General features: G+C 67.8%; 22 protein-coding genes. 11 read left to right on the top strand and 11 right to left on the bottom strand.

The features are described 5' to 3' along the window. Window positions 1–368: 368 nt before the first annotated feature. From RGD00_RS01285 to RGD00_RS01240, 10 genes are all read left to right on the top strand, one after another. Window positions 369–1,175 carry a helix-turn-helix transcriptional regulator gene (locus tag RGD00_RS01285; RefSeq protein WP_310455303.1) on the top strand — a complete coding sequence of 269 codons (807 nt, stop codon included), beginning with the start codon at window positions 369–371 and terminating at the stop codon, window positions 1,173–1,175. Between the two features lie 282 nt (window positions 1,176–1,457). Further along, window positions 1,458–2,603 (top strand): C4-dicarboxylate TRAP transporter substrate-binding protein, encoded by a 1,146-nt coding sequence (locus RGD00_RS01280; protein WP_310455302.1) that lies wholly within the window; start codon window positions 1,458–1,460, stop codon window positions 2,601–2,603. A 78-nt stretch (window positions 2,604–2,681) separates the two neighbouring features. Then, window positions 2,682–3,233 carry a TRAP transporter small permease gene (locus RGD00_RS01275; RefSeq protein WP_310455301.1) on the top strand — a complete coding sequence of 184 codons (552 nt, stop codon included), beginning with the start codon at window positions 2,682–2,684 and terminating at the stop codon, window positions 3,231–3,233. Then, a complete protein-coding gene (locus tag RGD00_RS01270; protein WP_310455300.1) occupies window positions 3,230–4,540 on the top strand; it encodes a TRAP transporter large permease in 1,311 nt (436 codons plus the stop codon). Before RGD00_RS01275 ends, RGD00_RS01270 begins: the two co-directional genes overlap by 4 nt. 11 nt (window positions 4,541–4,551) lie before the next feature. Continuing rightward, window positions 4,552–5,742, top strand: a complete 1,191-nt coding sequence (locus RGD00_RS01265; RefSeq protein ID WP_310455299.1) for an acyl-CoA dehydrogenase family protein — start codon at window positions 4,552–4,554, stop codon at window positions 5,740–5,742. Between the two features lie 49 nt (window positions 5,743–5,791). Beyond that, window positions 5,792–6,244 carry a MaoC family dehydratase gene (locus RGD00_RS01260; RefSeq protein ID WP_310455297.1) on the top strand — a complete coding sequence of 151 codons (453 nt, stop codon included), beginning with the start codon at window positions 5,792–5,794 and terminating at the stop codon, window positions 6,242–6,244. Between the two features lie 26 nt (window positions 6,245–6,270). Then, a complete protein-coding gene (locus RGD00_RS01255) occupies window positions 6,271–7,869 on the top strand; it encodes a long-chain-fatty-acid--CoA ligase (protein WP_310455296.1) in 1,599 nt (532 codons plus the stop codon). A gap of 9 nt (window positions 7,870–7,878) precedes the next feature. Further along, a complete protein-coding gene (locus RGD00_RS01250) occupies window positions 7,879–8,976 on the top strand; it encodes an acyl-CoA dehydrogenase family protein (protein ID WP_310455295.1) in 1,098 nt (365 codons plus the stop codon). A 3-nt stretch (window positions 8,977–8,979) separates the two neighbouring features. Beyond that, complete coding sequence (locus RGD00_RS01245; protein ID WP_310455294.1) at window positions 8,980–9,870, top strand: enoyl-CoA hydratase-related protein; 891 nt, start codon at window positions 8,980–8,982, stop codon at window positions 9,868–9,870. Between the two features lie 548 nt (window positions 9,871–10,418). Next, complete coding sequence (locus tag RGD00_RS01240; RefSeq protein WP_310455292.1) at window positions 10,419–11,780, top strand: FAD/NAD(P)-binding protein; 1,362 nt, start codon at window positions 10,419–10,421, stop codon at window positions 11,778–11,780. Between the two features lie 61 nt (window positions 11,781–11,841). On the opposite strand, the gene RGD00_RS01235 is transcribed toward RGD00_RS01240, so the two are convergent. The 11 genes from RGD00_RS01235 to RGD00_RS01185 form a co-directional block, all read right to left on the bottom strand. Then, the gene (locus RGD00_RS01235; RefSeq protein WP_310455290.1) at window positions 11,842–12,963 is read right to left on the bottom strand and encodes an acyl-CoA dehydrogenase family protein; all 1,122 of its coding nucleotides are present in this window, start codon (window positions 12,961–12,963) and stop codon (window positions 11,842–11,844) included. 11 nt (window positions 12,964–12,974) lie between these two features. Then, window positions 12,975–14,177 carry an acyl-CoA dehydrogenase family protein gene (locus tag RGD00_RS01230; RefSeq protein WP_310455289.1) on the bottom strand — a complete coding sequence of 401 codons (1,203 nt, stop codon included), beginning with the start codon at window positions 14,175–14,177 and terminating at the stop codon, window positions 12,975–12,977. 57 nt (window positions 14,178–14,234) lie between these two features. Then, window positions 14,235–15,146, bottom strand: coding sequence for an SDR family NAD(P)-dependent oxidoreductase (locus RGD00_RS01225; protein WP_310455287.1), 912 nt, complete (start codon window positions 15,144–15,146; stop codon window positions 14,235–14,237). A gap of 32 nt (window positions 15,147–15,178) precedes the next feature. Further along, a complete protein-coding gene (locus RGD00_RS01220) occupies window positions 15,179–15,547 on the bottom strand; it encodes a Zn-ribbon domain-containing OB-fold protein (protein WP_310455285.1) in 369 nt (122 codons plus the stop codon). 3 nt (window positions 15,548–15,550) lie between these two features. After that, window positions 15,551–16,723, bottom strand: a complete 1,173-nt coding sequence (locus RGD00_RS01215; protein ID WP_310455283.1) for a thiolase domain-containing protein — start codon at window positions 16,721–16,723, stop codon at window positions 15,551–15,553. 26 nt (window positions 16,724–16,749) lie between these two features. Next, the gene (locus tag RGD00_RS01210) at window positions 16,750–17,592 is read right to left on the bottom strand and encodes an enoyl-CoA hydratase/isomerase (protein ID WP_310455282.1); all 843 of its coding nucleotides are present in this window, start codon (window positions 17,590–17,592) and stop codon (window positions 16,750–16,752) included. A gap of 118 nt (window positions 17,593–17,710) precedes the next feature. Beyond that, window positions 17,711–18,037 carry a YnfA family protein gene (locus RGD00_RS01205; protein WP_310455281.1) on the bottom strand — a complete coding sequence of 109 codons (327 nt, stop codon included), beginning with the start codon at window positions 18,035–18,037 and terminating at the stop codon, window positions 17,711–17,713. Between the two features lie 389 nt (window positions 18,038–18,426). Beyond that, window positions 18,427–18,924 (bottom strand): nuclear transport factor 2 family protein, encoded by a 498-nt coding sequence (locus RGD00_RS01200; RefSeq protein WP_310455279.1) that lies wholly within the window; start codon window positions 18,922–18,924, stop codon window positions 18,427–18,429. Between the two features lie 28 nt (window positions 18,925–18,952). After that, window positions 18,953–19,759 (bottom strand): SDR family NAD(P)-dependent oxidoreductase, encoded by an 807-nt coding sequence (locus RGD00_RS01195; RefSeq protein WP_310455277.1) that lies wholly within the window; start codon window positions 19,757–19,759, stop codon window positions 18,953–18,955. A 109-nt stretch (window positions 19,760–19,868) separates the two neighbouring features. Continuing rightward, entirely contained in the window at window positions 19,869–20,489 is a 621-nt protein-coding gene (locus RGD00_RS01190) for a VOC family protein (protein WP_310455276.1), read from the bottom strand. 97 nt (window positions 20,490–20,586) lie between these two features. Next, window positions 20,587–21,264 carry a MarR family winged helix-turn-helix transcriptional regulator gene (locus RGD00_RS01185; RefSeq protein WP_310455275.1) on the bottom strand — a complete coding sequence of 226 codons (678 nt, stop codon included), beginning with the start codon at window positions 21,262–21,264 and terminating at the stop codon, window positions 20,587–20,589. Between the two features lie 205 nt (window positions 21,265–21,469). Here RGD00_RS01185 and RGD00_RS01180 point away from each other — a divergent pair, with 205 nt between their 5' ends. Beyond that, on the top strand, window positions 21,470–22,663 hold the full coding sequence (locus tag RGD00_RS01180) for an alpha/beta hydrolase (RefSeq protein ID WP_310455274.1): 1,194 nt from the start codon (window positions 21,470–21,472) through the stop codon (window positions 22,661–22,663). Window positions 22,664–22,671 lie beyond the last annotated feature (8 nt).

Genomic DNA, 22,671 nt, shown 5'->3' with positions numbered 1-22,671 from the left:
GGACGAATCAGGCGGGGCGGCCGGGCAACCGGCCGCCCCGTTTTTTTGCCCCCGATCACGGGATTCTGCGCGTTTCTGCCGCAGTTTAGCCCTGCGCCGAATCGTTTCGAGAATGTTACACGCAGGGGGTGCCGCAGGGTCGGAAAACCGCCTTTCCGACCCCCGAAAAATGGACATGTTGCACCGCAGAATGTGTTTGCAGTCAAATCATGATGGGAATGATCAACAATTTTTTCAAAATAAAACAATAAGATGACAATGCTGCTTTGCGGCATTGTTTTGGCATTGAAAAAGTTTCACTTTGTAAGCAATACTTCCTCAGGACGCGCGCCCCGACAGGCAGACGCAGCTACCCGGAGGAGGATGGGATGAACGTACTTCTGGACTTGACAGGACCTGCCTCGACTGTCGCATCCCGGCCCGCTGCGCATGACTTCACCGGCGTGGTCGAGGCGATCGGCACCGCCGATCTGGCCGACCGGCTTCTGACCTTCTTCGCCGGGTTCGACGGCGCGGACCATTGCGCGCTGTTCGAACTGCGCGGGTTCGAATTCACGGAAATCGCCGCCGCCGAAGGCGCCGATGCCGCCGTGGTCGCCCGCAGCGACCTGAACGTCTACGAGGTGAAGCGGCAACTGAGCATGGTCGGCAACATGGGCGCGCGCGTCGATGTGGCGATGGTTCCGGCCAGCGACCCGATGGACCCGGCCGCCAAGCGCCAGCGCATCCTGATCTGCGCCCGCCGCGCCGATGCCGCCTATTGCATCCGCGTGCTGCGCCCGGCCGGGGCGGCGGCGCTGTGCGACCAGGGCCTGGGCATGCTGCAACAGGTGGCCAACATGCTGATCTCGGTCGTGTCCAAGCACGCCGACCTGACGCTGCGCCGCCCGAACCTGACCCCCGCGCTCTGCTCGCTCGAGGAAATCGAGGACTGCATGACCTCGGGCACCGACCTGTCCAAGCGCGAGGGCGAGGTCTGCGCCCGCATCCTTTACGGCCTGTCGTCCTACGGCATCGCGCTGGATCTGGGCATCGGCAAGGAAAGCGTGATGACCTATCGCAAACGCGCCTACAGCCGCCTCGGCATCGGCAGCCAGCGCGAACTGCTGATGTGGTATCTGGCGATGTGGAGCAAGCGGCAGGCCAGCCGCCGGCCCGAGGAAGCGGCCGCCTGAAAACGGGATCGGCGCGGATCGGCCGCGCCATCGGAAATACGGCAGGGCAGGCGCGGTTCACCGCGCCTTTTTTCATTTTATTTCCGATGCTTGCATGATCCGGCGACAAAAGCGGCAAGATTGTGCCATGTGACGGGGACAGCCTTCGCGATGCAAGAAAATTAGCGTCTGCCCACCCCCGGGAGGAACAAACGACAATCGCGGCAGGGGGAAACGACTGGCATGCGGACCTCCGCGCCCTGCGCCTAGCCGGGCCGTGACGGCCGTGAGAGGGAGACGACAATGAACATCGCAAGGAAATTCACGGCTGCGGCCGCCGCGGCGGCGACTGCGGCCCTGCTGGCCGCCCCGGCGGCGGCCACGGACCTGCGTTTTGCCACCGGCTTTGCGCCCAATTCCACCGGCGAAAAGGGCGCGCTGGCCTGGGCCGACCATGCGCGCGACATCTCGGGCGGCGATCTGAACATCCAGGTCTTTGCGCAATCGCTGCTGAAGTTCACCGAAATGTCGGGCGGCGTGCGCGACGGCATCGCCGACATGGGCATGGTGCTGTTCCCCTACTTCCCGGCGGAATATCCGAACTCGACCATGATTTCGGAACTGACGATGCTGTTCGCGTCGATGAACACCGGCGACAGGGGCGGCATCGCCTGGGCGGGTGCGCTGACCGAATACATCACCCAGCATTGCCCTGCCTGCGTCGAGGAAATGAAGGCGCAGAACCAGATCTACACCTCGAGTTCGTCCACCGAATACCTGCTGATGTGCACCAAAGAGGTGAAGTCGCTGGCCGACATGCAGGGCATCCGCCTGCGCGCGCCCGGCGCCCAGTGGACCCGTTGGGCGCAGAGCGTGGGCGCCACCACCGTGTCGATCCCGCAGCCCGAGATCTTCGAGGGGCTGACGCAGGGCATCCTGGACTGTTCGCTTCAGGGCGCGGCGGAACTGGTGGACCTCAGCCTGATCGACGCGGTGAAATACATCGTGCGCGACGTGCCGGGCGGCGGATTCGGCGGCACCGGGCAGGTCAACGTCAATATCGACACCTGGCAGGCCCTGACGCCCGAACAGCGCACCGACCTGCTGAAATCCGCCGCCTATCACGGCGCGGTGGTCAGCTGGAACTATCACGTCAACAACAAGGCGGCGCTGGAAAAGGCGGCCGAAAAGGGCATCGGGATCATCGACCCGGCCGACGACCTGCGCAGCCATACCGTCGCGTTCATCGAGAATGACCTCGCCAATATCGCCAGGAACTATCAGGAAAAATACGGCCTGAAGGATACCGAACAGGCGGTGGCCACGTTCAAATCCATCTTCGAACGCTGGACCGGCCTCGTCGCCGATGTCCAGAGCGCCGAGGAACTGACCGATCTCTACTGGAACGAGGCGCTGTCGAAGGTCGATGTCAACGCCTACGGCTTCTGATCTGCCGTGATCCCCGGCCCTGGCCCCGGCCCGGGGCCGGGGCCCTGCCGCAACCCCCAGAACCCAAGAGGTGAGACCGTGACTGCACTGGGTGCGCTGATCTCCAGGGTCATTGCGCTGTTCACCAATCTCGGCAGCCTGTTCGTCATCGTCATGATGGTGCACATCGCCGCCGACGTGGTGATGCGCTATGTCTTCAAATCCGGGCTGACGGGCACGATCGAAATCGTGACCAGCTATTACATGATCATCGTCGGCTTCTTCTCGCTGTGCTTCACCGAAGAGAAGAACCGCAACATCTCGGTCGAGCTTTTCGCCGACATGATGCCGAAATGGGTGCAGAAGCATCTCGACGGGCTGGCCTATCTGCTGTCGATTCTGGTGTTCGCGGCGCTGATGGTGCGCAACTGGGAAGAGGCGCTGAAAAAGCACAAGGTCCACGCCTACGTGACCTCGGGCGACACCAACATCCCCGTCTGGCCGGCCTATTACATCATCCCCCTGGGGACGGCGCTGGTGCTGGTGGTCGTGCTTTACAAGTTCGTCTGTTACCTCACCGGGGCGAAGTCCGGGCTCGACACCAGCCTTGACGAGGTAGACCCGGACGTCCAGCCCGGAGAAGCGGCATGAGCAACATCGACATCGGTTTCACCTGCCTCGGCCTGCTGCTGGTGCTGCTGGCGCTGCGGGTGCCGATCGGCATTTCCATGATCGTGGTGTCGTTCGGGGGCCTGTGGTCGCTGACCAGCTGGAAAGTGGCCTGGGGCGCGATCGGCGTGGTGCCGTTCGACTTCACCGCGAACTGGGTGCTGAGTTCGATCCCCATGTTCCTGCTGATGGGCTTCATCGCCTATCACGCGGAACTGACCAAGGGATTGTTCGAGGCGGCAAGGGTCTGGCTGGCGCGATTGCCGGGGGGGCTTGCGATTTCGGCGGTGTTCGGCTCGGCCATCTTCGCCGCGATCTGCGGGTCGTCGGTCGCCTGCTCGGCGGCCATGGGCCGGATCGCCGTGCCCGAGATGCTGAAAAGCAACTACAGCGCAGAGCTTTCCACCGGCACGGTCGCCATCGCCGGTACGGTGGGCGCGCTGATCCCGCCGTCGATCCTGCTGATCCTTTACGGCGTGATCGCGCAACAGCCGGTGCCGCAGCTGTTCATGGCCGGCTTCACCGTCGGTATCGTCAGCGTCGCGGGCTATGTGCTGGTCATCCTGCTGCGGGTCTGGACGAACCCGTCCGTCGCCCCGAAGGTGCGCCGCGACGTGACGGCGGCCGAACGGCGCGCGGCGCTGTGGGATACCTGGCCGATCCTGCTGGTGATGGCGGGCATCTTCATCGGGCTGTTCGGCGGCATCTTCACCGCGACCGAGGCCGGCGGCGTCGGTGCCTTCATGGCCACCGTCGTGGGTCTGATGAAGCGCACACTGACCTGGAAACGGTTCCGCGCCGCGGCGCTGGAATGCCTGCTGACCACCAGCGCGCTGATCATCATCGGCCTGGGGGCGAGCCTCTTCACCCGGCTTCTGGCGATTTCGGGCATCGGCTCGGTCATCTCCGACGCCATTCTGGGCGTGTCGGAAAGCCAGCTGGTGATCCTGCTGATGATCGTGGTGGTCTATCTGGTTCTGGGCTGCTTTCTGGAACCGATCGGGGCGATCCTGCTGACGCTGCCCATCGTGCTGCCGGTGATCAAGGCGGGCGGGCACGACATGATCTGGTTCGGCCTGCTGCTGGTGAAGCTGCTGGAAATCGGCATGGTCACGCCGCCCGTGGGGATGAACGTCTTCGTCATCAAGGGAATCGTCGGCGACCGGGTGAAGCTGGCAGAGATCTTCAAGGGCGTGATGTGGTTCCTCGTGATGGATCTGGTCGTCGTCGGGCTGATGATCGCCTTCCCCCATGTGGTGCTGTGGCTGCCCAAGGTCGTGTTCGGTTGAGGGGCGGGGCGATGGCGGATCATTACGAAAGCTTCCGCGCAGAGGTGCGCGCCTTTCTGGCGCGTACCCTGACCCCGGAAATCCGCGCCCGCGCCCGCCGTCAGGCGGGGGTGGCCGCGGAACGCGATCTGGGCATCTGGTGGCACAGGACGCTGCATGCGCAGGGCTGGTCCGCCCCGGCCTGGCCGCGCGAATACGGCGGCCCCGGCTGGGACGTGGTGGAACGCCACATCTTCGAGGAAGAATGCGCGCTGGCCGGTGCGCCGCAACTGTTCCTGGGCGGGCTGCAACTGGTCGGCCCGGTCCTGATGGCCTTCGGCACCGAGGCGCAGAAGGCGTTCTTCCTGCCCCGGCTGCTGTCGGGCGACCATTACTGGTGCCAGGGCTTTTCCGAACCCGGTTCCGGGTCCGATCTGGCGTCGCTGCGCACCGCGGCGGTGCGGGACGGCGATCACTACGTGATCAACGGCGGCAAGATCTGGACGACGCATGCCCATTGGGCGAACTGGATCTTCATGCTGGTGCGCACCTCGACGGCAGGGCGCCCGCAGGCCGGCATCACCTTCCTTCTGTCGCCGATGGACGCGCCCGGGATCACCGTGAGCCCGATCCGGTCGATGTCGGGCGAACACGAGGTCAACCAGGTCTTTTTCGACAACCTGCGCGTGCCGGTGGAAAACCGGGTGGGCGACGAAAACCAGGGCTGGGCCATCGCCAAGTACCTGCTGGAATTCGAACGCGGCGGCAGCTACGCCGCCCCCGCCCGCGTCTCGCTGGAAGAGGCGCGCGCCGCCGCCACCCGGGCCGGGGATGACCCGCCGCTCTGGGGCGATCCCTTCTTCCGCCGCCGCTATGCCGAAACCGAAATCGCGATCCTCGCGCAGGGCTGGACCGAAAAGCGCGTGATCGCGGGGCTCGCCGCCGGGGGCAACCCGGGCGATGCGATGGCCTCGGTGCTCAAGGTCCGCGGGTCAGAGGTGCAGCAGCAGGCGGCCGAACTGGCCGTGCTGGCGCTTGGCGAGGCCGCCATCCCCGACCAGCGCGCGGCGCTGGAACCGGGCAGCGAGGTGCCCGTGATCGGCCCCGACATCGCGCTGCGCCCCTCGGCGCGGCACATGAACCTGCGCGCGGCCTCGATCTTCGGCGGCTCGAACGAGATCCAGCGCAACATCATCGCGCGGCTGACGCTGAACAGCCGCTGACCCTGCCGGCCACGGCGCCCCGCCGGCCGCATTCTGTAAGGAGACCCCCATGCGCATCTTCAATTCCCCCGCCGAACTGGAAACCGTGATCGGCCAGAAGCTCGGCCCCTCGGACTGGGTGACGGTCAGCCAGGAGATGATCGACCGTTTCGCCGACGCCACCGGCGACCGGCAGTGGATCCATGTCGATGTGGAACGCGCCAAACGCGAGGCGCCGGGCGGAACCACCATCGCGCACGGCTATCTTACCATGTCGCTGATCGGCGTGCTGCAACCGCAGATCTACAGCGTCAAGGCGGCGCGCACGCTGAACTATGGCATGAACAAGCTGCGCTTCCTGAACGCGGTCCCTTCCGGCGCGCGGATCCGGCTGTCGGAGGTGGTGAAATCGCTCGAACCCGCATCCGGCGGGCTGCGCGCCACGACAGAGATCACCATCGAGATCGAGGGGCAGGAGCGTCCCGCGCTCGTCGCCGAGATCATGTTCCTTTACTTCGCCTGACCGGCGGCCCTGGCTGGAGACCCGATATGGCACAGACCCCCGACCCGGCGGCCGACCGCGCCGCGCGCAATGCCCTGACCACGGTGGGCGACGTCCTGCGCCATCACGCGCGCTGGCGGGGCGACCGCACGGCACTGCTGTTCCAGGACGATGTCGTCAGCTTCGCCGAATGGGACCGCCGCGCCAACCGCATCGCCAACGGCCTTGCCGCGGCGGGCTGCGGGGTGCAGGCGCGCATCGGCTATCTGGGCAAGAACGATTCGCGCTATTTCGAGGTGATGATGGCCTGCGCCAAGGCGGGCATGGTTCTGACCCCGATCGGCTGGCGTCTGGCGTTGCCGGAAATCCTGTTCCTGCTGGCCGATTTCGATGCCGAATTCCTGTTCATCGGCACCGACTATCTGGACTACCTGCCGGAAATCCGCCGCGCATGCCCCAAGATCCGCGACGTGGTGATCGTGGGGGCGGCGGCGGGCGACGTGCCGGGCTTCGACGCCTGGCGCGACGGGCAGCCGGACACCGACCCGGGCGTGGCGGTCGGGCCCGATGACGTGGTGTTGCAGCTGCATACATCCGGCACCACCGGGCGGCCCAAGGGGGCGATGCTGACGCATCTGAACGTGCTGGCGATGGCGCGGCATGCCGAAACGGGCGAGTTGACCGAATTCACCGACGCCGATCTGGTGCTGGCGCCGCTGCCGCTCTTCCACAGCGGCGGCACCTGTTGGGCCCTTTACGCGCCCTATGTCGGCGCCGCCGTCTGCACCACGCGCGAGGCCAACAGCGCCCATGTGCTGGAGGCTTTTGCCCGCTTCCCCGTGACCAAGGCGGGGCTGGTGCCGGCGGTGATCCAGCAGATCCTGAACGACCCCGGCTTCAACCCCGACCTGTTCCGCCACCTGAACCTGATCGGCTATGGCGGTTCGCCCATCACGGTGGAACTGCTGCGCGAGGGGATCCGCAAGTTCGGCCCCATCTTCGTGCAGATGTTCGGCATGACGGAAACGACCACCGTCGGGTCCACCCTCATGCCCGAGGATCACGACGTGAACCGGCCGGAACTGCTGACCTCCTGCGGCAGGGCCTATCACGACATGGAGATCCGCATCATCGACGCCGAGGGCCGCGACCTGCCCCCGGGCGAGACGGGCGAGATCCTGTTGCGCGGGCCGTCGGTGATGAAGGGCTATTACGGCCGGCCCGAGGCGACGGCAGAGGTGCTGCGCGACGGCTGGTACCATTCGGGCGACGCCGGCTATCTGGATGCGGGGGGGTATCTCTATATCCGCGACCGGATCAAGGACATGATCATCTCGGGCGGTGAAAACATCTATCCCGCCGAGGTGGAATCCGCCCTGTCGGAACATCCCGCGGTGCTGGAATCCGGCGTGGTGGGCGTGCCGTCCGAACGGTGGGGCGAAGAGGTGAAGGCCTTCGTCGTGCTGCGCAACGGCCAGCAGGCGACGGCGGAAGAGTTGATCGCCCATTGCCGCGCCCGCATCGCGCATTTCAAATGCCCGAAATCGGTGGACTTCCTGCCGGCGCTGCCGCGCAACCCCTCGGGCAAGATCCTGAAACGCGAATTGCGCGCGCCCTATTGGGCGGCGGATCGCAAGATCGTCTAGGGGGCAGGCGTGGGGTTCGAGCTTTCCGACGAACAGGCGATGCTGCGCGATGCGCTGGACAGGTATCTGCGCGATGCCGATGCGCTCGGGCTGGCGGCGCGCGACCCGGGCGTGCAGCGGCGGATCTGGCAGGGGCTGGTGGACGACATCGGCGTGATCGGCGCGGCCTTCGCCGAAGAGGCGGGCGGCTTCGGCGGCACGCAGATGGACGTGTTCGCGGTGATGGAGCCCTTCGGCCGCCATCAGGCCCGCACGCCCTATGTCGCCGTGGTGATGCTGGCCGCGCTGCTGCGCGACCTGCCCGACGCAGCACTGGCGGCCAAGGCGGCAGAGGGCCGCCTCATCCCCGCCTTCGCGCATGGCGAGGGCGGGCGGTTCGACCTGACCCGTGCCGCGACCGTGGCGGAACCGGCGGGCGAGGGCTGGCGGCTGACCGGCCACAAGGCGGTGGTCCTGTCGGGGCCGCTCGCCACCCATTTCGTCGTCACCGCGCAGGTGGCGGGTGCGGGGATGACGCTGTTTCTGGTCGATGCCGGGGCCGAGGGGCTGGCGCGGCAGGACTACATGGCCGTGGATGGCCAGTCCGCTTGCGACCTGACGCTTGCCGCCACGCCGGCCCGGATGCTGGGCGCCCCGGGGCAGGGGGTGGCGGCGCTGGCGCCTGCGGTGGATGCGGGGCTTGCCGCCCTGGGGGCAGAGGCCGTGGGCATCATGGCGGGCCTGATCGAACATACCGCCGCCTACATGCGCCAGCGCCAGCAGTTCGGCCAGCCGCTCGCCGCCTTTCAGGCGTTGCAGCACCGCGTGGCCGATATGGTGATCGCGCGCGAACAGGCGCTGTCGATGGTGCATATGGCGCAGGACGCGCTGGAACGCGGCACCGGGGCGGAAACCCGCGCTGCCTGTGCCGCGATGAAGATCGTGGTGGACCGTTCGCTCCGCTTCGTCAGCCAGAATGCGGTGCAGCTGCACGGCGGGATGGGCATCACCGACGAACTGGCGATCAGCGGCTGGTTCCGCCGCGCGATGGTCATCGCCGCCAGCTTCGGCAGCGAGGACGACCACTTCCGCACCTACGAGGCGCAGGCCGCCAGCATGCAGGACTGACCGATGGGCTATCACAACATCCTCTACGAGGTGGCCGAGGGCATCGCCACCATCACCCTGAACCGACCCGACCGGCGCAACGCGGTCTCGCCCGCCATGATCGAGGAAATCGTGGACGCGCTCGACCGCGCCGATGCCGACGATGCGGTGCGGGTGGTGATCTTTGCCGGCGCGGGCAAGGTGTTCTGCGCCGGGGCCGACCTGTCCGAAGGCGACAAGACCTTCGATTATGCCGCGCAGGGGATGGCATCGCCCATCCGCGCCGATGGCGGCATCGACTATGCCCATCCGGCGGTGCGCGACGGGGCGGGGCTGCTGACGCTGCGCATCTATCGCTGCCTCAAGCCCGTGGTCGGCGCCGTCCATGGCGCGGCGGTGGGGGTGGGGGTGACGATGCTTCTGCCGATGGACCTGCGCATCGCGGCAGAGGGCACGCGGTTCGGCTTCGTCTTCACCCGCCGCGGGATCGTGCCCGAGGGCGCCTCGACCTGGTTCCTGCCGCGGCTGGTGGGCATGGGCACGGCGGCGGACTGGATGCTGTCGGGGCGGCTTTTCCCGGCGGAAGAGGCGCGCGACAAGGGGCTGGTCGCCACCGTGACGGGGCCCGAGGGCGCGCTGGCCGCCGCCCGGGCCTGGGCGGCAGAAGTGGTGGCGCAGACCGCGCCGGTGTCGGTCGCGCTGACGCGGCAGATGCTGTGGCGCATGGCGGCGGCGGACCATCCGATGGCCGCGCATCGGCTCGACAGCCGCGGGGTCTATGTCCGCGGCCGGCAGGCGGATGCGCGCGAGGGCGTGACGGCCTTTCTGGAAAAGCGTCCGGCCGTTTTCCCGGACCGCGTGTCGGCGGACATGCCGGACTATTTCCCCTGGTGGGACGAGCCCCCCTATTCCTGAGACCGGAGTCTATCAAGCTTCTGCCCTGCCGGTCTGACTGGCGAAGGCGCGTGCCTTCGCCACATCCTGCGGGTTAAGCTTGTCCGGCCGGGGGCCCCGAGCCCCCGGCCAGCGCCCGCCCCGCCCATGGCGGGCGCTTCTCGCCCGCCGGGGCAGGCGCTGGCCTTTCCGGTATTCCCGGCATCACCGTCCCTGATGGCACCGCCGCGCGAACGGGCGGGGGAAACGCAGTGCGTTTCCTGATCCCGCCCGGCCCGGCGTCGGTGCGCCCTTTTGTGTGCGGGGCGTTTGCCCTTGGACGATCTTGACGAAACGATCCTCTGCGCGGCGGCATCCAGGTAGAAGCACTTTTCCTTCCTGCGGCATGCTTTGGAACAAAAAATCTCGATATATCTTATAGAGTATATCCTGGCTTCACGCAGGAGGTGCCCCATGCCCCATGGATGTTCCGACCCCGATCTTGCCCGGCTGCTGACCGCCCCCGCGGGGCCGTCGCCCGTGGTCTCGCGCCTGATCCGGGCGCTTGCCCGCCGGATGCGGGGGCAGGGATGACCGAGCTTCCGGTGATCGCCCCCGCCCGGCCTGCGCCCGATACGGCGCTGCATGTGCTGGTCATCGGCGGCGGGGCCAGCGGCGTGCTGATGGCGGCGCAACTGCTGCGGCAGGACCCGCGCGCCCGCGTGACCATCGTCGAGGCGGCGAACATGCTCGGTTGCGGCCTTGCCTATTCGACCCGCGACCCCGACCACCTGCTGAACACCCGCGCCGACAACATGAGCGCCTGGCCCGACGACCCCGGCCATTTCGCGCGCTGGCTGGAGGGGCGGACGGACGGGGGCGATGGCGTCTTCGTCAGCCGCGCCACCTATGGCGCCTATCTGGGCGGCCTGCTGGACCCTTGGCGGGCGGGGGGGCGGCTGGCCTGCCTGCGCCACCGCTGTTTGCGGGTGGAGGAAGGGGCGGCAGGCGTCGCCGCGCATCTGGACGACGGGCAGGTGATCCGCGGCCATCTGGCGGTGCTGGCGACCGGGATCTGCGTGCCGCCCCCCGACCTGCGCGGCATCGTGACCGGCGGGTGGGAAGATCCGGGACCCATCGACCCCGACGCCCGGGTGATCATCGTGGGGTCGGGCCTGTCGATGGTGGATCAGGTGCTGTCGCTGATGAAGGCGGGGCATCGCGGGCAGATCGTGTCTATCTCCCGCCGCGGCCTGCTGCCCCGGCCGCATGCCCCGGGCCGCCCGCTGACGCTGCGGGCCGAGGATATTCCCCTGGGCGCGCCGGTAAGCCGGCTGTTGCACTGGCTGCGCGGGCTGGCGCGGCAGGCAGAGGCGGGGGGCGGCACCTGGCGCGATGCGGTGGACGGGCTGCGCCCGCATCTGGCGGCGGTCTGGCAGGCGCTGCCGCAGGCCGAACGCGCGCGGTTCCTGCGCCATGCCGTGACCTGGTGGGAGGTGCACCGCCACCGCATCCCCCCGGCCTCTGCCGAACGCATCGGCGCGGCGCTGGCCAGCGGGCAACTGGCGGTGCGGCGGGGCAGCTTCCTGCGCGGCGGGCGTGGCGCGGATGGCGGCATCCGCGCGTTGGTGCGGTTGCGGGGGCATGCGGATCCGGTCGCGCTTGGCGCGGGGCGGATCATCGACTGCCGCGGCATCCGGCACGATCCGGCGCGGAACGCGGGGCCGCCGGTGGCCGACCTGCTGGCGCGGGGCCGGGTGCGGGTGGACCCGCTGCGCCTGGGGCTGGAGGTGACGGCGGATTGCCGGCTGGTGGATGCGGGGGGCCGCGCCTCGGCCCGGATCCTCGCCATCGGGCCGGTGTCGCGCGCGGCGTTCTGGGAAATCACCGCGATCCCCGATATCCGCGGCCAGACCGCGCGGCTGGCGGCGGGGATCCTGACGGGGGCGTGATGAACGGCACGGGGCGGGGGATCGACCCCCGCCCTGTGCCGGGCGCCAAGGCGCCGTGGGGTCAGACGAGTTCGGTCGGCAGGGCGGCGAAGCGCGCCTGATGGTGGGCGATGTCGCCCAGAAGGGTTTCCACCACCAGAAGCCGCTTGAAGTAATGGCCGATCGCCAGCTGGTCGGTCATCCCCATCCCGCCATGCAGCTGCACCGCATCGCGCCCGATCAGCCGCGCCGCGCGGCCCACCTGCACCTTGGCCGCCGACACCGCCCGGCGGCGTTCGTCGCCATCCTCGGGCGGCAGGGCAGAGGCGTAGAGCGTGATCGCCCGTGCGCCTTCCAGCGCCACGCGCAGGTCCACCACCCGGTGCTGGATCACCTGGAAATCCCCGATGGGCTGGCCGAACTGCTTGCGGACCTTCACATAATCCAGCGTCTGGTCGATCAGCGCCGCCATCGCCCCGATGCCTTCGGCGCACAGCCACAGCACGCCGGAATCCGCCGCCGCCTCTATCGCCGCCAGCCCGCCGGCGCCCAACCGTTCGGCGGGGGCGTTGGTGAAGGCGATGTCGGCGGCCTGCCGGTCGTCGACGGTGGCATAGGTCTGCATCGCCACGCCGGGGCCCGCGGGATCGACGAGGAAGGCTGCGACCTGCGCGCCGTCCTGCCCCCCGTCCTGCGCCAGAACCACCAGCAGATCGGCCGTGCCCGCATCCCAGACCACGATCTTGCGGCCCGTGATCATATGCCCGCCGCCCGCCGCCGCCGCCCGCACCTGCGGCGCGTCGAGCGCAAAGCGGCTGCCGGTTTCGGCATGGGCGAAGGCCAGCCGCAAATCGCCCGCCGCGATGCGGGGCAACAGCGCCTCCTGCTGCGCCGGCGATCCGGCGCGGGCGATCAGTTCGGCCCCCAGAACGGCGGTGGAGAGGTAGGGTTCCATCACCAGATGGGCGCCGAACGCCTCTGCCAGCAGCATCCGTTCCAGCTGCCCCTGGCCGATGCCGCCCATGTCCTCGGGGATGGTCAGGCCAAGCCAGCCCATGTCGGCAAAGCTCGCCCAGTTGGCGGGCGAAAACGGCGGGCGTTCGGCGGCCAGCTTGCGCCATGCCTCGAACCCGTAGCTGCGCCGCAGCCAGCCCGCCACGCTGTCCTTCAGGATCGCCTGTTCCTCGGTCGGTCTGAAATCCATCACATTCCCCTTCAGGCGCCGGCCCAGATGAGCTTGGACAGGATGTTCTTCTGCGTCTCGGACGAGCCGCCGTAGATCGTGGCCGCGCGCAGGAACAGGAACTGTTCCATCTTGCCCTGCGCGATGTCGGGGGCGGGGGGGCTGACCTGCGCGCCATCGGGGCGCGGGTCGTAGGCAAGGCCCGCCATCCCCATCGCCTCGATCGTTTCCTCCAGCACCGCCTGCAACAGATGCGTGCCCTTGAGCTTGAGGATCGAGGCGGACAGCATGTTGTCCTCGCCCTGGTCCATTTCCCAGGCGACGCGCAGGCCCATGCGCTCGACCGTCACCATCTCGATCTCCAGCCCCGCCACGCGGTCGCGGAACCGCGCGTCCTCGGCCAGCGTGCCGCCGCCGGGCAGGGGGATTTCGGCCGCGATCTGGCGCAGCCGTTGCAGGCGGCGCTTGGTGCGGGCGATTTCCGCGATGGAAAAACGTTCGTGGCCCAGAAGGAACTTGGCATAGGTCCAGCCCATGCCGGGTTCGCCCACCAGCGCATCGGCGGGCACGCGCACGTTGTCGAAAAAGGTCTCGTTCAGGCTGTGGGCGCGGTCGATGGAGATGATCGGGCGCACGGTGATGCCCGGCGTGTCCAGCGGCAGCACGAAGAAGGAAATCCCCCGCTGCGGTTTCACCGTCTGGTCGGTGCGCGCCAGCATGTAGATCATGTTGGAATGATGCGCGAGGCTGGTCCAGATCTTCTGCCCGTTGATGACCCAGCCGTCGCCGTCGCGGTCGGCCCGGGTGCGCAGGCTGGCAAGATCGGACCCCGACCCCGGTTCGGAAAAGCCCTGCGCCCAGTAATCCTCGCCCGACAGGATGCGCGGCAGGATGCGCGCCTTCTGTTCCGGCGTGCCATAGGTGTAGATCACCGGCCCCACCATCGGGATACCCTGGCCGCCCATCAGCGGCAGGGGGCCGTCGGCCATGCAGTATTCTTCATCGAAGATATACCGCTGCACCGCGGTCCAGCCGGTGCCGCCGTATTCCCTGGGCCATGACGGCGCGCCCCATCCCCTGGCATGCAGGATGCGTTGCAGCCGCTGCATCGACGCGGGGTCGATGTGCCACAGGCGGCGGGCGGTGTCGGTGATGTCCGCGGGCAGGTTCGCGCGCAGCCAGGCGCGGACCTCGTGGCGGAAGGCGATGTCCTCGGGGCTGAGGTTCAGGTCCATGCGGGGGCCTTTCGGAAAGGGCCCGCGCGGCCGCATCGGGCCGCGCGGGCGGGCGGCTTACTTGCCGAGCGTGTCCAGACGCTCCTGCATCTTGCCCTCGGTGCCCGCGGTGGTCGGGTCGGCGGTGGTCAGGTCGGCGATGCGCGCGAAGGCCTCGTCGAACATCTCGACCGTGACGGGCTTGGTGTAGTCGAACTGCACGCCCCTGGTTTCGAAGTAGTGCACCCGGCCGAATCCGCCCGCCGCGGCGGTGATGACATTCGCCGTCACGTCGCAGCGTTCGCTGGCCAGCCACGCCACCGCCGGCGACACCAGCCCGGGGTCGAGCTTCTTCATGAAGTCGTCGTCCATGCCGAGGTTGTCGGTCATCCGCGTCAGCGCGCCGGGCGAGATGGCGTTGATCAGGACGTTGTTCTTGCGCCCTTCGATCGCCAGCACCCGCATCAGGCCCAGCATCCCTTCCTTGGCCGAACCATAGGCGGTCTGGCCGAAGTTGCCCGAAGTGCCCGCCACCGAGGTGGTGAAGATCATCCGGCCGTATTGCTGTTCGTTCATCAGCTTCCACGCCGCGCGGGCGGTGTGGACGGTGCCCCAGTAATGGACGTTGAACACCGCCTCGAAATCGCTCAGTTCCACCTTGGCGAAGGATTTGTCGCGCAGGATGCCCGCGTTCGCGACAAGGATGTCGACCTTGCCGAAGGCGTCGACGGCGGTCTTGATGATGTTCGCGCCGCCCTCGGCACTGGTCACGCTGTCGTAGTTCGGCACGGCCTCGCCGCCCATGGCCTTGATCTCGGCCACCACCTTGTCGGCCGCGGCATGGTCGCCGCCGACGCCGTTGACGCTGCCGCCCAGATCGTTGACCACGATCTTGGCGCCCTGTTTCGCCAGCAGCAGCGCATGCTGCCGCCCCAGACCGGCACCCGCGCCGGTGATGACGGCGACCCTGCCGTCGAGCCTGAGTGTCATCGTTTTCTCCTTGCTGTCAGTGTGTTGGCGCCTCAGCCCCGGGCCGCGGGCCTGAACATGGGCGTGGCGGTGCCGTCGATGTCGTGAAAGACGACCTCCACGGGGTCGTCGATGGCGAGCCTGTCGAAGTCGCAATCGACGATGTTCGTCATCAGCCGCGGGCCCTCGTCCAGCGTGACGAAGGCGATGGCATAGGGTTCGCCCCGGCGGGTGACGGAATATGTATAGATCCGCCCGCGGCCGGAACATTCCACCCAGGCCAGCGCGCTGCCCGCGCAGAACGGGCAGATGGTGCGCGGATAGTGGAAATTCTCGCCGCAGGATATGCAGTTCTGGATCAACAGCTTGCCGGAGGTGGACTGCCAGAAGGGCGCGCTGTCGCGTTCGGGGGTGATGGTCATGGTTCAGACCCTTTCCAGAATGAGCGTGGCCGACCCGTGCCGGGTGCCCAGATAGCCGCCCGTGCCATGGGCCAGCGCCAGATCGCAGTTCTTCACCTGCACCGCCGGATGCGCCTCGCCGCGCAACTGGCGCACGGCCTCGATCACCTTGGTCATGCCGCCGCGGTTGCCGGGGTGGTTGGAACACAGGCCCCCGCCATCGGTGTTGAAGGGCAGCCGGCCCACGCCCGAAATCAGGTTGCCGTCGGCAACGAAGGCCCCGCCCTTGCCCTTTTCGCAAAAGCCCAGATCCTCCAGCGTCATCAGCACGGTGATGGTGAAGCTGTCGTAGATCGAGACATATTTGATGTCGTTCGGCGTCACGCCCGCCTCGGCGAATGCGCGCGGGCCCGACCAGACGCCGCCCGAAAAGGTCATGTCGTGCTTGCCGCCGTTCATGTGCTTGATCGCCGTGCCGCCGCCGCGCACCTTGATCAGCGGGCGTTTCAGGCTGCGGGCGATTTCCGGCGCCACCACCACCAGCGCACCGCCGCCGTCCGAGATCACGCAGCAGTCCAGCCGGTGCAGCGGATCGGCGATCATGGGCGAATTCACCACATCCTCGACCGTCACCACATCGCGCAGCATCGCCTGCGGATTGTGCTGCGCGTGGTGCGAGGCCGCGACCTTGACCCAGGCCAGCTGTTCGCTGGTGGTGCCGAATTCATGCATGTGGCGGCGCGCGCACATGGCGTAGATATTGGCGATCGTGTGCCGGTAGGGCAGTTCATAGGGCACGTCCGGGGTGACGGGGTCGTCGAAGAACGCCCCCTCGCCCTTGGGGTGCACGCCCACGCGCGGCATGCCGGCCAGCGTGATCAGCGCCACCTTGCACTTGCCGGCCGCGATGGCCTGCGCGGCATGGTCCACCGCCAGCACATAGGACGACCCGCCGGTATCGGTGTTGTCGACATAGGCCAGCTTCGACAGCCCCAGATATTCCGCCATGTTCATCCCGCCGAGCCCCGGCGCGTCGGACGCGCAGAAGAACCCGTCGACATCGGCCATCGTCAGCCCGGCGTCCGCCAGCGCGCCCGCGCACATTTCCGCATGCAGTTGCGGCAGGGTATAGCCCACCGCCTTGCGCGTGGGATGTTCATAGGCGCCGACGATATACGCCTTTCCGTTGATGCTCACATCGTTCTCCAGGGTTGGGTGCCGCGTCAGACCTTGCGGAAATCCGCGGGCCGCTTTTCGCGGAAGGCGGCGACGCCTTCGGCGGCCTCGGGGTCGAAGGTCGCGGCGAATTGCAGTTCGTCCTCGAGGTTCAGCTGGTCCTCGAACCCGTTCACCGGGCTTTGCCAGTAAAGCCGCCGGATCCGGCCGAGCGCGCGCACCGGCCCGTCGGCAAGCTGCCGCGCCAGCGCCATGGTGTCGTCCATGAAGGTGGCGTCGTCATAGACGCGGTTCACCAGACCCCATTCCAGCGCGGTTTCCGCCGACAGCTTTTCGCCCAGAAGCGACAGTTCCCGCGCCCGCGCCTGACCGACCAGACGGGGCAGAAGCCAGCTCGACCCGCAGTCGGGCACGAGGCCGATGCGGCGGAAGGCCTGCAGGAAATAGGCGGAACGCGCGCAGGTGATGATGTCGCCCATCAGCGCCACGCTCATCCCCGCGCCGACGGCGGGGCCGTTCACCGCGGTGACGACCGGAACGGGGCAGTCGCGCAGCGCGCGCAGGAACGGGTGGTAGACCTGTTGCAGCACGCCTTGGGCGCGCGTCGTGGTGACGGCGTTGCCGTCGCCCTCGGACAGGCTCGCGCCCGAACAGAAGGCCCGGCCCGCGCCGGTGACGACAAGGGCGCGCACGCCGCTGCCGGGTTCGGTCATGGCATGAAGCGCGGCGCTGAAGGCCGTCACCATGCCGGGGGAAAGGGCGTTCAGCACCTCTGGCCGGTCGAGGGCGATGACGCCCACGCCATTCTCGGTTCTGCTGCTGATCCAGCTGTCGCTCACATCCTGCTCCTCGGGGAAGGCGGCGGGGCGGCGGCGATCCTGCTTGCGCAAGATTAGTTCGCCGCTGCTTCGCCATGCGCATGTCTATGTCTGCAAGCTGCCAGCCGGGGCGTGAAAACCCATCCCCTCCACGAGGGACAGGTCCCGGATTCGGTGGAAAAAAATCGGCTCAGGCCCCGCGCGGGGCAAAGAGGATGACCCCGGCCCCGGCAAGGACCAGAGCCGCGCCGGCAAGATCCCAGCGGTCGGGCCGCGCGCCCTCGACCGCCCAGAGCCAGACCAGCGAGGCCGCGACATAGACCCCGCCATAGGCGGCATAGGCGCGGCCCGCGAATTCGGCGGGCGAGAGCGCGAGCAGCCAGCCGAAGGCCGCCAGCGACGCCATCCCCGGCAGCAGCCACATGGCCGAGGCCCCGCCCCGCCACCAGGCCCAGACGGCGAAACAGCCGGCGATTTCGGCAAGTGCGGCGGCGGCATAGGTGGCGATGGCGATCATGGGGCGGTCCGGTCGGGGCAGGGCGGCGCATCGTGGCGCGGATCGGGGGCGGAGGCAACGGCGCGCGCCGGGGCGGGGGCGGACAGGGGCGCCGATGCGGGCGGTGTTCGCGCGGACGGAAGCGATGCGGGATGTACCTCTGCCAGAGATGGATCGCCTTTCAGCCCCCCGCTCTGTTGGCGAAGGCGCGTGCCTTCGCCATGGACGGGGCGGGCGCTGGCCTATCCGGGTTTCCCGGCATCTCCGTCTCTCACGTCATCGCTGCCCGAACGGGATGAGCGGTGCCATCAGGGGCAGGCGACACAGGCTCGGGGCCTTCGCCCCGACGCCCATGCAGCAAAAAGCCCCGGCCGCAAAGCCGGGGCAGGGGGGTAGGTCGGGGCGCCGGTTCAGGCCGACGCGGCCGGGCCCTCGCAGACGCGCGACAGCAGGTCGCGCGCGCGGGGGTTTTCCTGCAGCACCTCGTTGGTGCGCTTGATCACCACCCAGGCGCCGTCGCGCCGTTCCAGTTCCCACCGCGAGGCCACCAGCCGGATCACCGGGAACTTGCCGTCGATCTGCTTGTAGAGCGTGCCGTGATGCGTGGCCGAGGCGCGGTCGCCGTCGATCACCACATGCGGCATCGACGACACATGGCCCGAACCCGACTGCATCAGGCCCTGGTGGAAATCGCCGTAGAACGCCTGCTTCAGCCCCTCGTGGCCCTCGAACGTGCCGATGCCGCCGATTTCATAGGTGCTGTCCTCGGCCCAGATCTTGGTGATCAGATCCCAGTTGGTGGCATCCGCCGCCGGCCCGTAGGCGCACAGCAGCTGCATGATCTCGATATAGTCCTCGATCTGGTCGAGCCGTTCCTCGATGGTCTTGGTGGACTTGGGTCTGGGCATCTGTGGTTCCTCGCTGTCGGTCGTCGGGTCAGTTCGCCGGCTGGTCGAAGCCGGGGCGCGGCACGGTGGCCAGAAGCGTGGTGCCCCAACCGCCGTCGCAGGTGATTTCCTGGCCCGAGATATAGGTCGCACGGTCCGAGGCCAGGAAGCAGATCGCATCGGCGATGTCCTGCGGCTGGCCGATGCGGCGCATGGGCACCGATTTCTCGCGCCGTTCCTTGACCGCGGGATCGCGGTAGATCACGGCGGACATGGGCGTCATCACCATCGCCGGGCTGACGACGTTGGACCGGATGCCCGAGGGGCCCCATTCCATCGCGATGTTCTTGGACAGCATCATCACCCCGGCCTTGGACACCGAATAGGCGCCCGAGGTCGGCTGCGGCACGACGCCGGCGACCGAGGAGACGTGCACGATGCTGCCGCCGCCCTGTTCCATCATCCGCCGCCCGAACACCTGGCTACAGACGAAGAAGCCGGTCAGGTTCACGGTGATCACCGCGTTCCAGTCGGCCAGCGACAGGTCCTTGAGCGCGCCGTTGCGCACCAGGGCCGCATTGTTGACCAGGATCTGCGCCGGGCCGAACGCGGCCTCGATGGCGTCGCGGGCGGTGGTGACGCTGGCCTCGCTGGTGATGTCGGCGCTGACGGCCATGGCCTCGCCGCCGTTTTCCTTCACCAGGCGCACGGTTTCGGCCGCGCCCTCGGCATCGAGGTCCAGCACCGCGACGCGCGCGCCCGCTTCGGCCAGGGTCTGGCAGATCGCGCGGCCGATGCCGCCGCCGCCGCCGGTCACGACGGCCACGCGGCCGGAAATGCCAAGCCAGTCACTCATGGAAAGTCTCCGGGTTTTTCAGGGAAAGGCCCGCCCGGGCCGGAAGGTCTGCCGGGGGCGGGCCGGAAAGGCCGCGGCGCGGGCCCCTGCGGGCCCGCGCCGTGGAAGATCAGTGTTCGTACCGCTTGCGGACGTCCTGGGCCAGCTGGATCATCGCCTGGACCAGATCCCGGCCCTCGGCCTTGGCCTTTTCCTTGGCCTCCACCCACATGCGGAAGTCTTCCTTCGCGTGTTCGGTGTGGTTGTTCCAGTCCTTGTCCAGCGGCGTGGTGATTTCCAGGCGCACGCCGTTGGGGTCGTGGAAGTAGATCGACAGGATGATGCCCTTGTGGTCGGTCGGCCCCACCACGTCGAGGCCGTTCGAGGTCAGCCATTCGTGCCATTTCATCACCTCGGCGGGCGACGACACCTCCAGCGCGATGTGGTTGAACACGTCATAGGCCGGATGGGTCGATTTCGCCGGCGGCGGCAGGCCGGGCGATTCGAAGAAGGCGAAGGTGGACCCGTCCTGCATCTTGAAGAAGATGTGGAAATACGGAAAGTCGTCGCCGGTGGACGGGACCTTGTCGTCGATGACGGTGCTGGCGATCTCCATCCCCATGATGCGGGTGTAGAAATCGTAGGTCGCCGCGACGTCATGCGTCACCCAGGCGGCGTGGTTCAGCATCGTCGGGGTCAGGCCCGGGTTCTTGGGGCCGGTCAGCCGCGGGGCTTCGAGAGTATCAGCCATTTCGAGTTTCCTCGCTTCATGTGTTCCGGTGATCCGCAGGTAAAGCGTCCCGCGGACCGTTCAAGGGCGGGCAGACGATTCCCCCACTCTGTCCTGTTTAGCCCGGCTGCGCGCCGGGTATGTCCCCTGCGTCTGGGACCGCACCCGCGGGCGGCTCTGCCCCCGGTTCGGCGGCGTCATGGAGCACCCCGGCGGATCCGTTGCCGGGCGGGGCGGTGGCCAGTCCGTGACCCAGCAGCACGTCGAGCCAGCTGGCATCGTCGGGCAGCACCTCGACCGAACGTTCCACCAGGATGCGCATGGCGCGCCGCATCACGGCGACCTCTTCGTCCGACAGGGCCGCGATCAGCGCCCGTTCGGCGGCGTAGAGCACGGGGACGATTTCGTTATACACCTCTTCCCCGCGTTTGGAGAGGCGGATGAGCGCCCGGCGGCGGTCGGCCGGGTCGGTGCGGCGCAGCACCAGCCGCTTGCCGCCCAGATGTTCCAGCGCCCGGCTGATCGACACCTGGTCGAGCGCGGTCATGTCGGCCAGCGCCTTGGCCGACAGCGGCGCATGCGTGCCCAGGATCGCGATCAGCCGCCACCCCGTCACGGTCAGCCCGTAACGTTCCGAATACATCTTCTGCATCATGTGGCTGACGCGGTTCGACACCACGGCAAAGGCATGCGGCAGGGAGTTTTCGGGAAGGAATGTCTTTTCCGGCAGGCGGTACCGCTGCAATTGCGAGTCGATCGCCTCGTCCGCTGCCCTGTTCTTTTTCGGCCTAGCCATACACCACTCGGTCGATGTCCGGTTTGACCGGGGCGTGCCGGTCCTTGAACATCTTCGTATCCCCCACGCGCCAGCAGTGATGTAACGCTTTAGAGGGACAGCACCCGCACTCAAACCCCTTTAGCCACCAAAGGGTGAGAATTCGCCGGTGTGTGGACGTGCCGTCACGTCCTGCCCCGGCACAATGCCGACCAGAGGTGCCCCCGTGCAGGACAGACCCACCATGCCGAACCACGAGATCGAATTCAGCTGGCTTCACCTGCAATACGAGGAAAAGGCCGCGTTTACCGAAACCTACGGGTTCGCCGGCAACCAGGGCGCGGTCAATCTGGAAGGCATCCTGATGCGCCCGAAGGGGGTCCCTTCGCGCACGCTGACGATCTACATGCACCCGACCTCGACCCTGCAACTGCTGCCGGTGCCGCGCGCGATGGTGGCGGCGGGGGCGCATGTGCTGTGCGCCGCCAGCCGCTATGCCAAGAACGACGCGGCGCTGATCATGGAAAAGGTGCTGCTCGACCTCGGCGCCTATGTGCGGCACGCGAAAGAGGTCATGGGCTATGAGAAGGTGGTGATCTGCGGCTGGTCGGGCGGCGGGTCGCTGGCGCTGTTCTATCAAAGCCAGGCGGAAAATCCCACGATCGAGGATACGCCCGCGGGCGATCCGGTGAACGTGAAGGGCGCGGGGCTGATCCCGGCGGATGCGCTGATCTTCCAGGCCGCGCATATCTCGCGCGCGCAGCTGCTGCTGGACAGCATCGACCCCTCGGTGACGAACGAACTCGACCCCGACACGCGCATCCGCGAACTGGACATCTACGACCCCGCGAATCCCAGCCAGCCGCCCTATTCGGCCGATTACATCGCCCATTACCGCGCCCAGCAACGCGCGCGGGTGGACCGGATCCGGGCCTGGGTCTGGGACACGCTGGAGATGTTGAAGAAGCGCAACACCGGCGAGCTGGAACGCGGTTTCGTCACCCACCGCACCTTCGCCGACCCGCGCTTCATCGACCCGACGCTGGATCCCAACGACCGCAAGCCGCGCTGGTGCTACATGGGCAACCCCGAAACGGTGAACACCGGGCCGGTCGCCCTGGGGCGGTTTTCCACGCTGCGGTCGTGGCTGTCGCAATGGTCCTACCAGGACAGCCGCGCCAACGGCGTCGAATGCGCCAAGCGGATCAACGCGCCCTTCCTCGCCATCGAGAACAGCGCCGACGACGCCGCCCCGCAGCCGCATACGCCTGCCATTTTCGCCGCCGCGGCCAGCCGCGACAAGACTTTCCACGTGATCCAGGGGGCCACCCATTACTACGCCGGCCAGCCCGACAAGATGGCCGAGGCCGTCACCCTGCAACGCAGTTGGTTGCAGGCGCGCGGGCTGCTGGAATCCTGAGCCCCCAA

The sequence above is a fragment of the Ruixingdingia sedimenti genome, from assembly GCF_031432425.1.
In the GTDB taxonomy this organism is placed as follows: Bacteria; Pseudomonadota; Alphaproteobacteria; order Rhodobacterales; family Rhodobacteraceae; genus Ruixingdingia; species Ruixingdingia sedimenti.
Note: the sequence above shows the minus strand (reverse complement) of the source record. Positions and strands in the feature narration are given on the sequence as shown.

Bases quoted from the DNA above. Each gene is read 5' to 3' on its own strand.
- RGD00_RS01240 (WP_310455292.1), top strand. From the start codon at position 10,419: ATGACCGAGCTTCCGGTGATCGCCCCCGCCCGGCCTGCGCCCGATACG.
- RGD00_RS01225 (WP_310455287.1), bottom strand. From the start codon at position 15,146: ATGACACTCAGGCTCGACGGCAGGGTCGCCGTCATCACCGGCGCGGGT.
- RGD00_RS01235 (WP_310455290.1), bottom strand. From the start codon at position 12,963: ATGGATTTCAGACCGACCGAGGAACAGGCGATCCTGAAGGACAGCGTG.
- RGD00_RS01280 (WP_310455302.1), top strand. From the start codon at position 1,458: ATGAACATCGCAAGGAAATTCACGGCTGCGGCCGCCGCGGCGGCGACT.
- RGD00_RS01185 (WP_310455275.1), bottom strand. From the start codon at position 21,264: ATGGCTAGGCCGAAAAAGAACAGGGCAGCGGACGAGGCGATCGACTCG.
- RGD00_RS01270 (WP_310455300.1), top strand. From the start codon at position 3,230: ATGAGCAACATCGACATCGGTTTCACCTGCCTCGGCCTGCTGCTGGTG.
- RGD00_RS01245 (WP_310455294.1), top strand. From the start codon at position 8,980: ATGGGCTATCACAACATCCTCTACGAGGTGGCCGAGGGCATCGCCACC.
- RGD00_RS01200 (WP_310455279.1), bottom strand. From the start codon at position 18,924: ATGCCCAGACCCAAGTCCACCAAGACCATCGAGGAACGGCTCGACCAG.
- RGD00_RS01195 (WP_310455277.1), bottom strand. From the start codon at position 19,759: ATGAGTGACTGGCTTGGCATTTCCGGCCGCGTGGCCGTCGTGACCGGC.
- RGD00_RS01260 (WP_310455297.1), top strand. From the start codon at position 5,792: ATGCGCATCTTCAATTCCCCCGCCGAACTGGAAACCGTGATCGGCCAG.
- RGD00_RS01220 (WP_310455285.1), bottom strand. From the start codon at position 15,547: ATGACCATCACCCCCGAACGCGACAGCGCGCCCTTCTGGCAGTCCACC.
- RGD00_RS01205 (WP_310455281.1), bottom strand. From the start codon at position 18,037: ATGATCGCCATCGCCACCTATGCCGCCGCCGCACTTGCCGAAATCGCC.
- RGD00_RS01285 (WP_310455303.1), top strand. From the start codon at position 369: ATGAACGTACTTCTGGACTTGACAGGACCTGCCTCGACTGTCGCATCC.
- RGD00_RS01230 (WP_310455289.1), bottom strand. From the start codon at position 14,177: ATGGACCTGAACCTCAGCCCCGAGGACATCGCCTTCCGCCACGAGGTC.
- RGD00_RS01265 (WP_310455299.1), top strand. From the start codon at position 4,552: ATGGCGGATCATTACGAAAGCTTCCGCGCAGAGGTGCGCGCCTTTCTG.
- RGD00_RS01255 (WP_310455296.1), top strand. From the start codon at position 6,271: ATGGCACAGACCCCCGACCCGGCGGCCGACCGCGCCGCGCGCAATGCC.
- RGD00_RS01190 (WP_310455276.1), bottom strand. From the start codon at position 20,489: ATGGCTGATACTCTCGAAGCCCCGCGGCTGACCGGCCCCAAGAACCCG.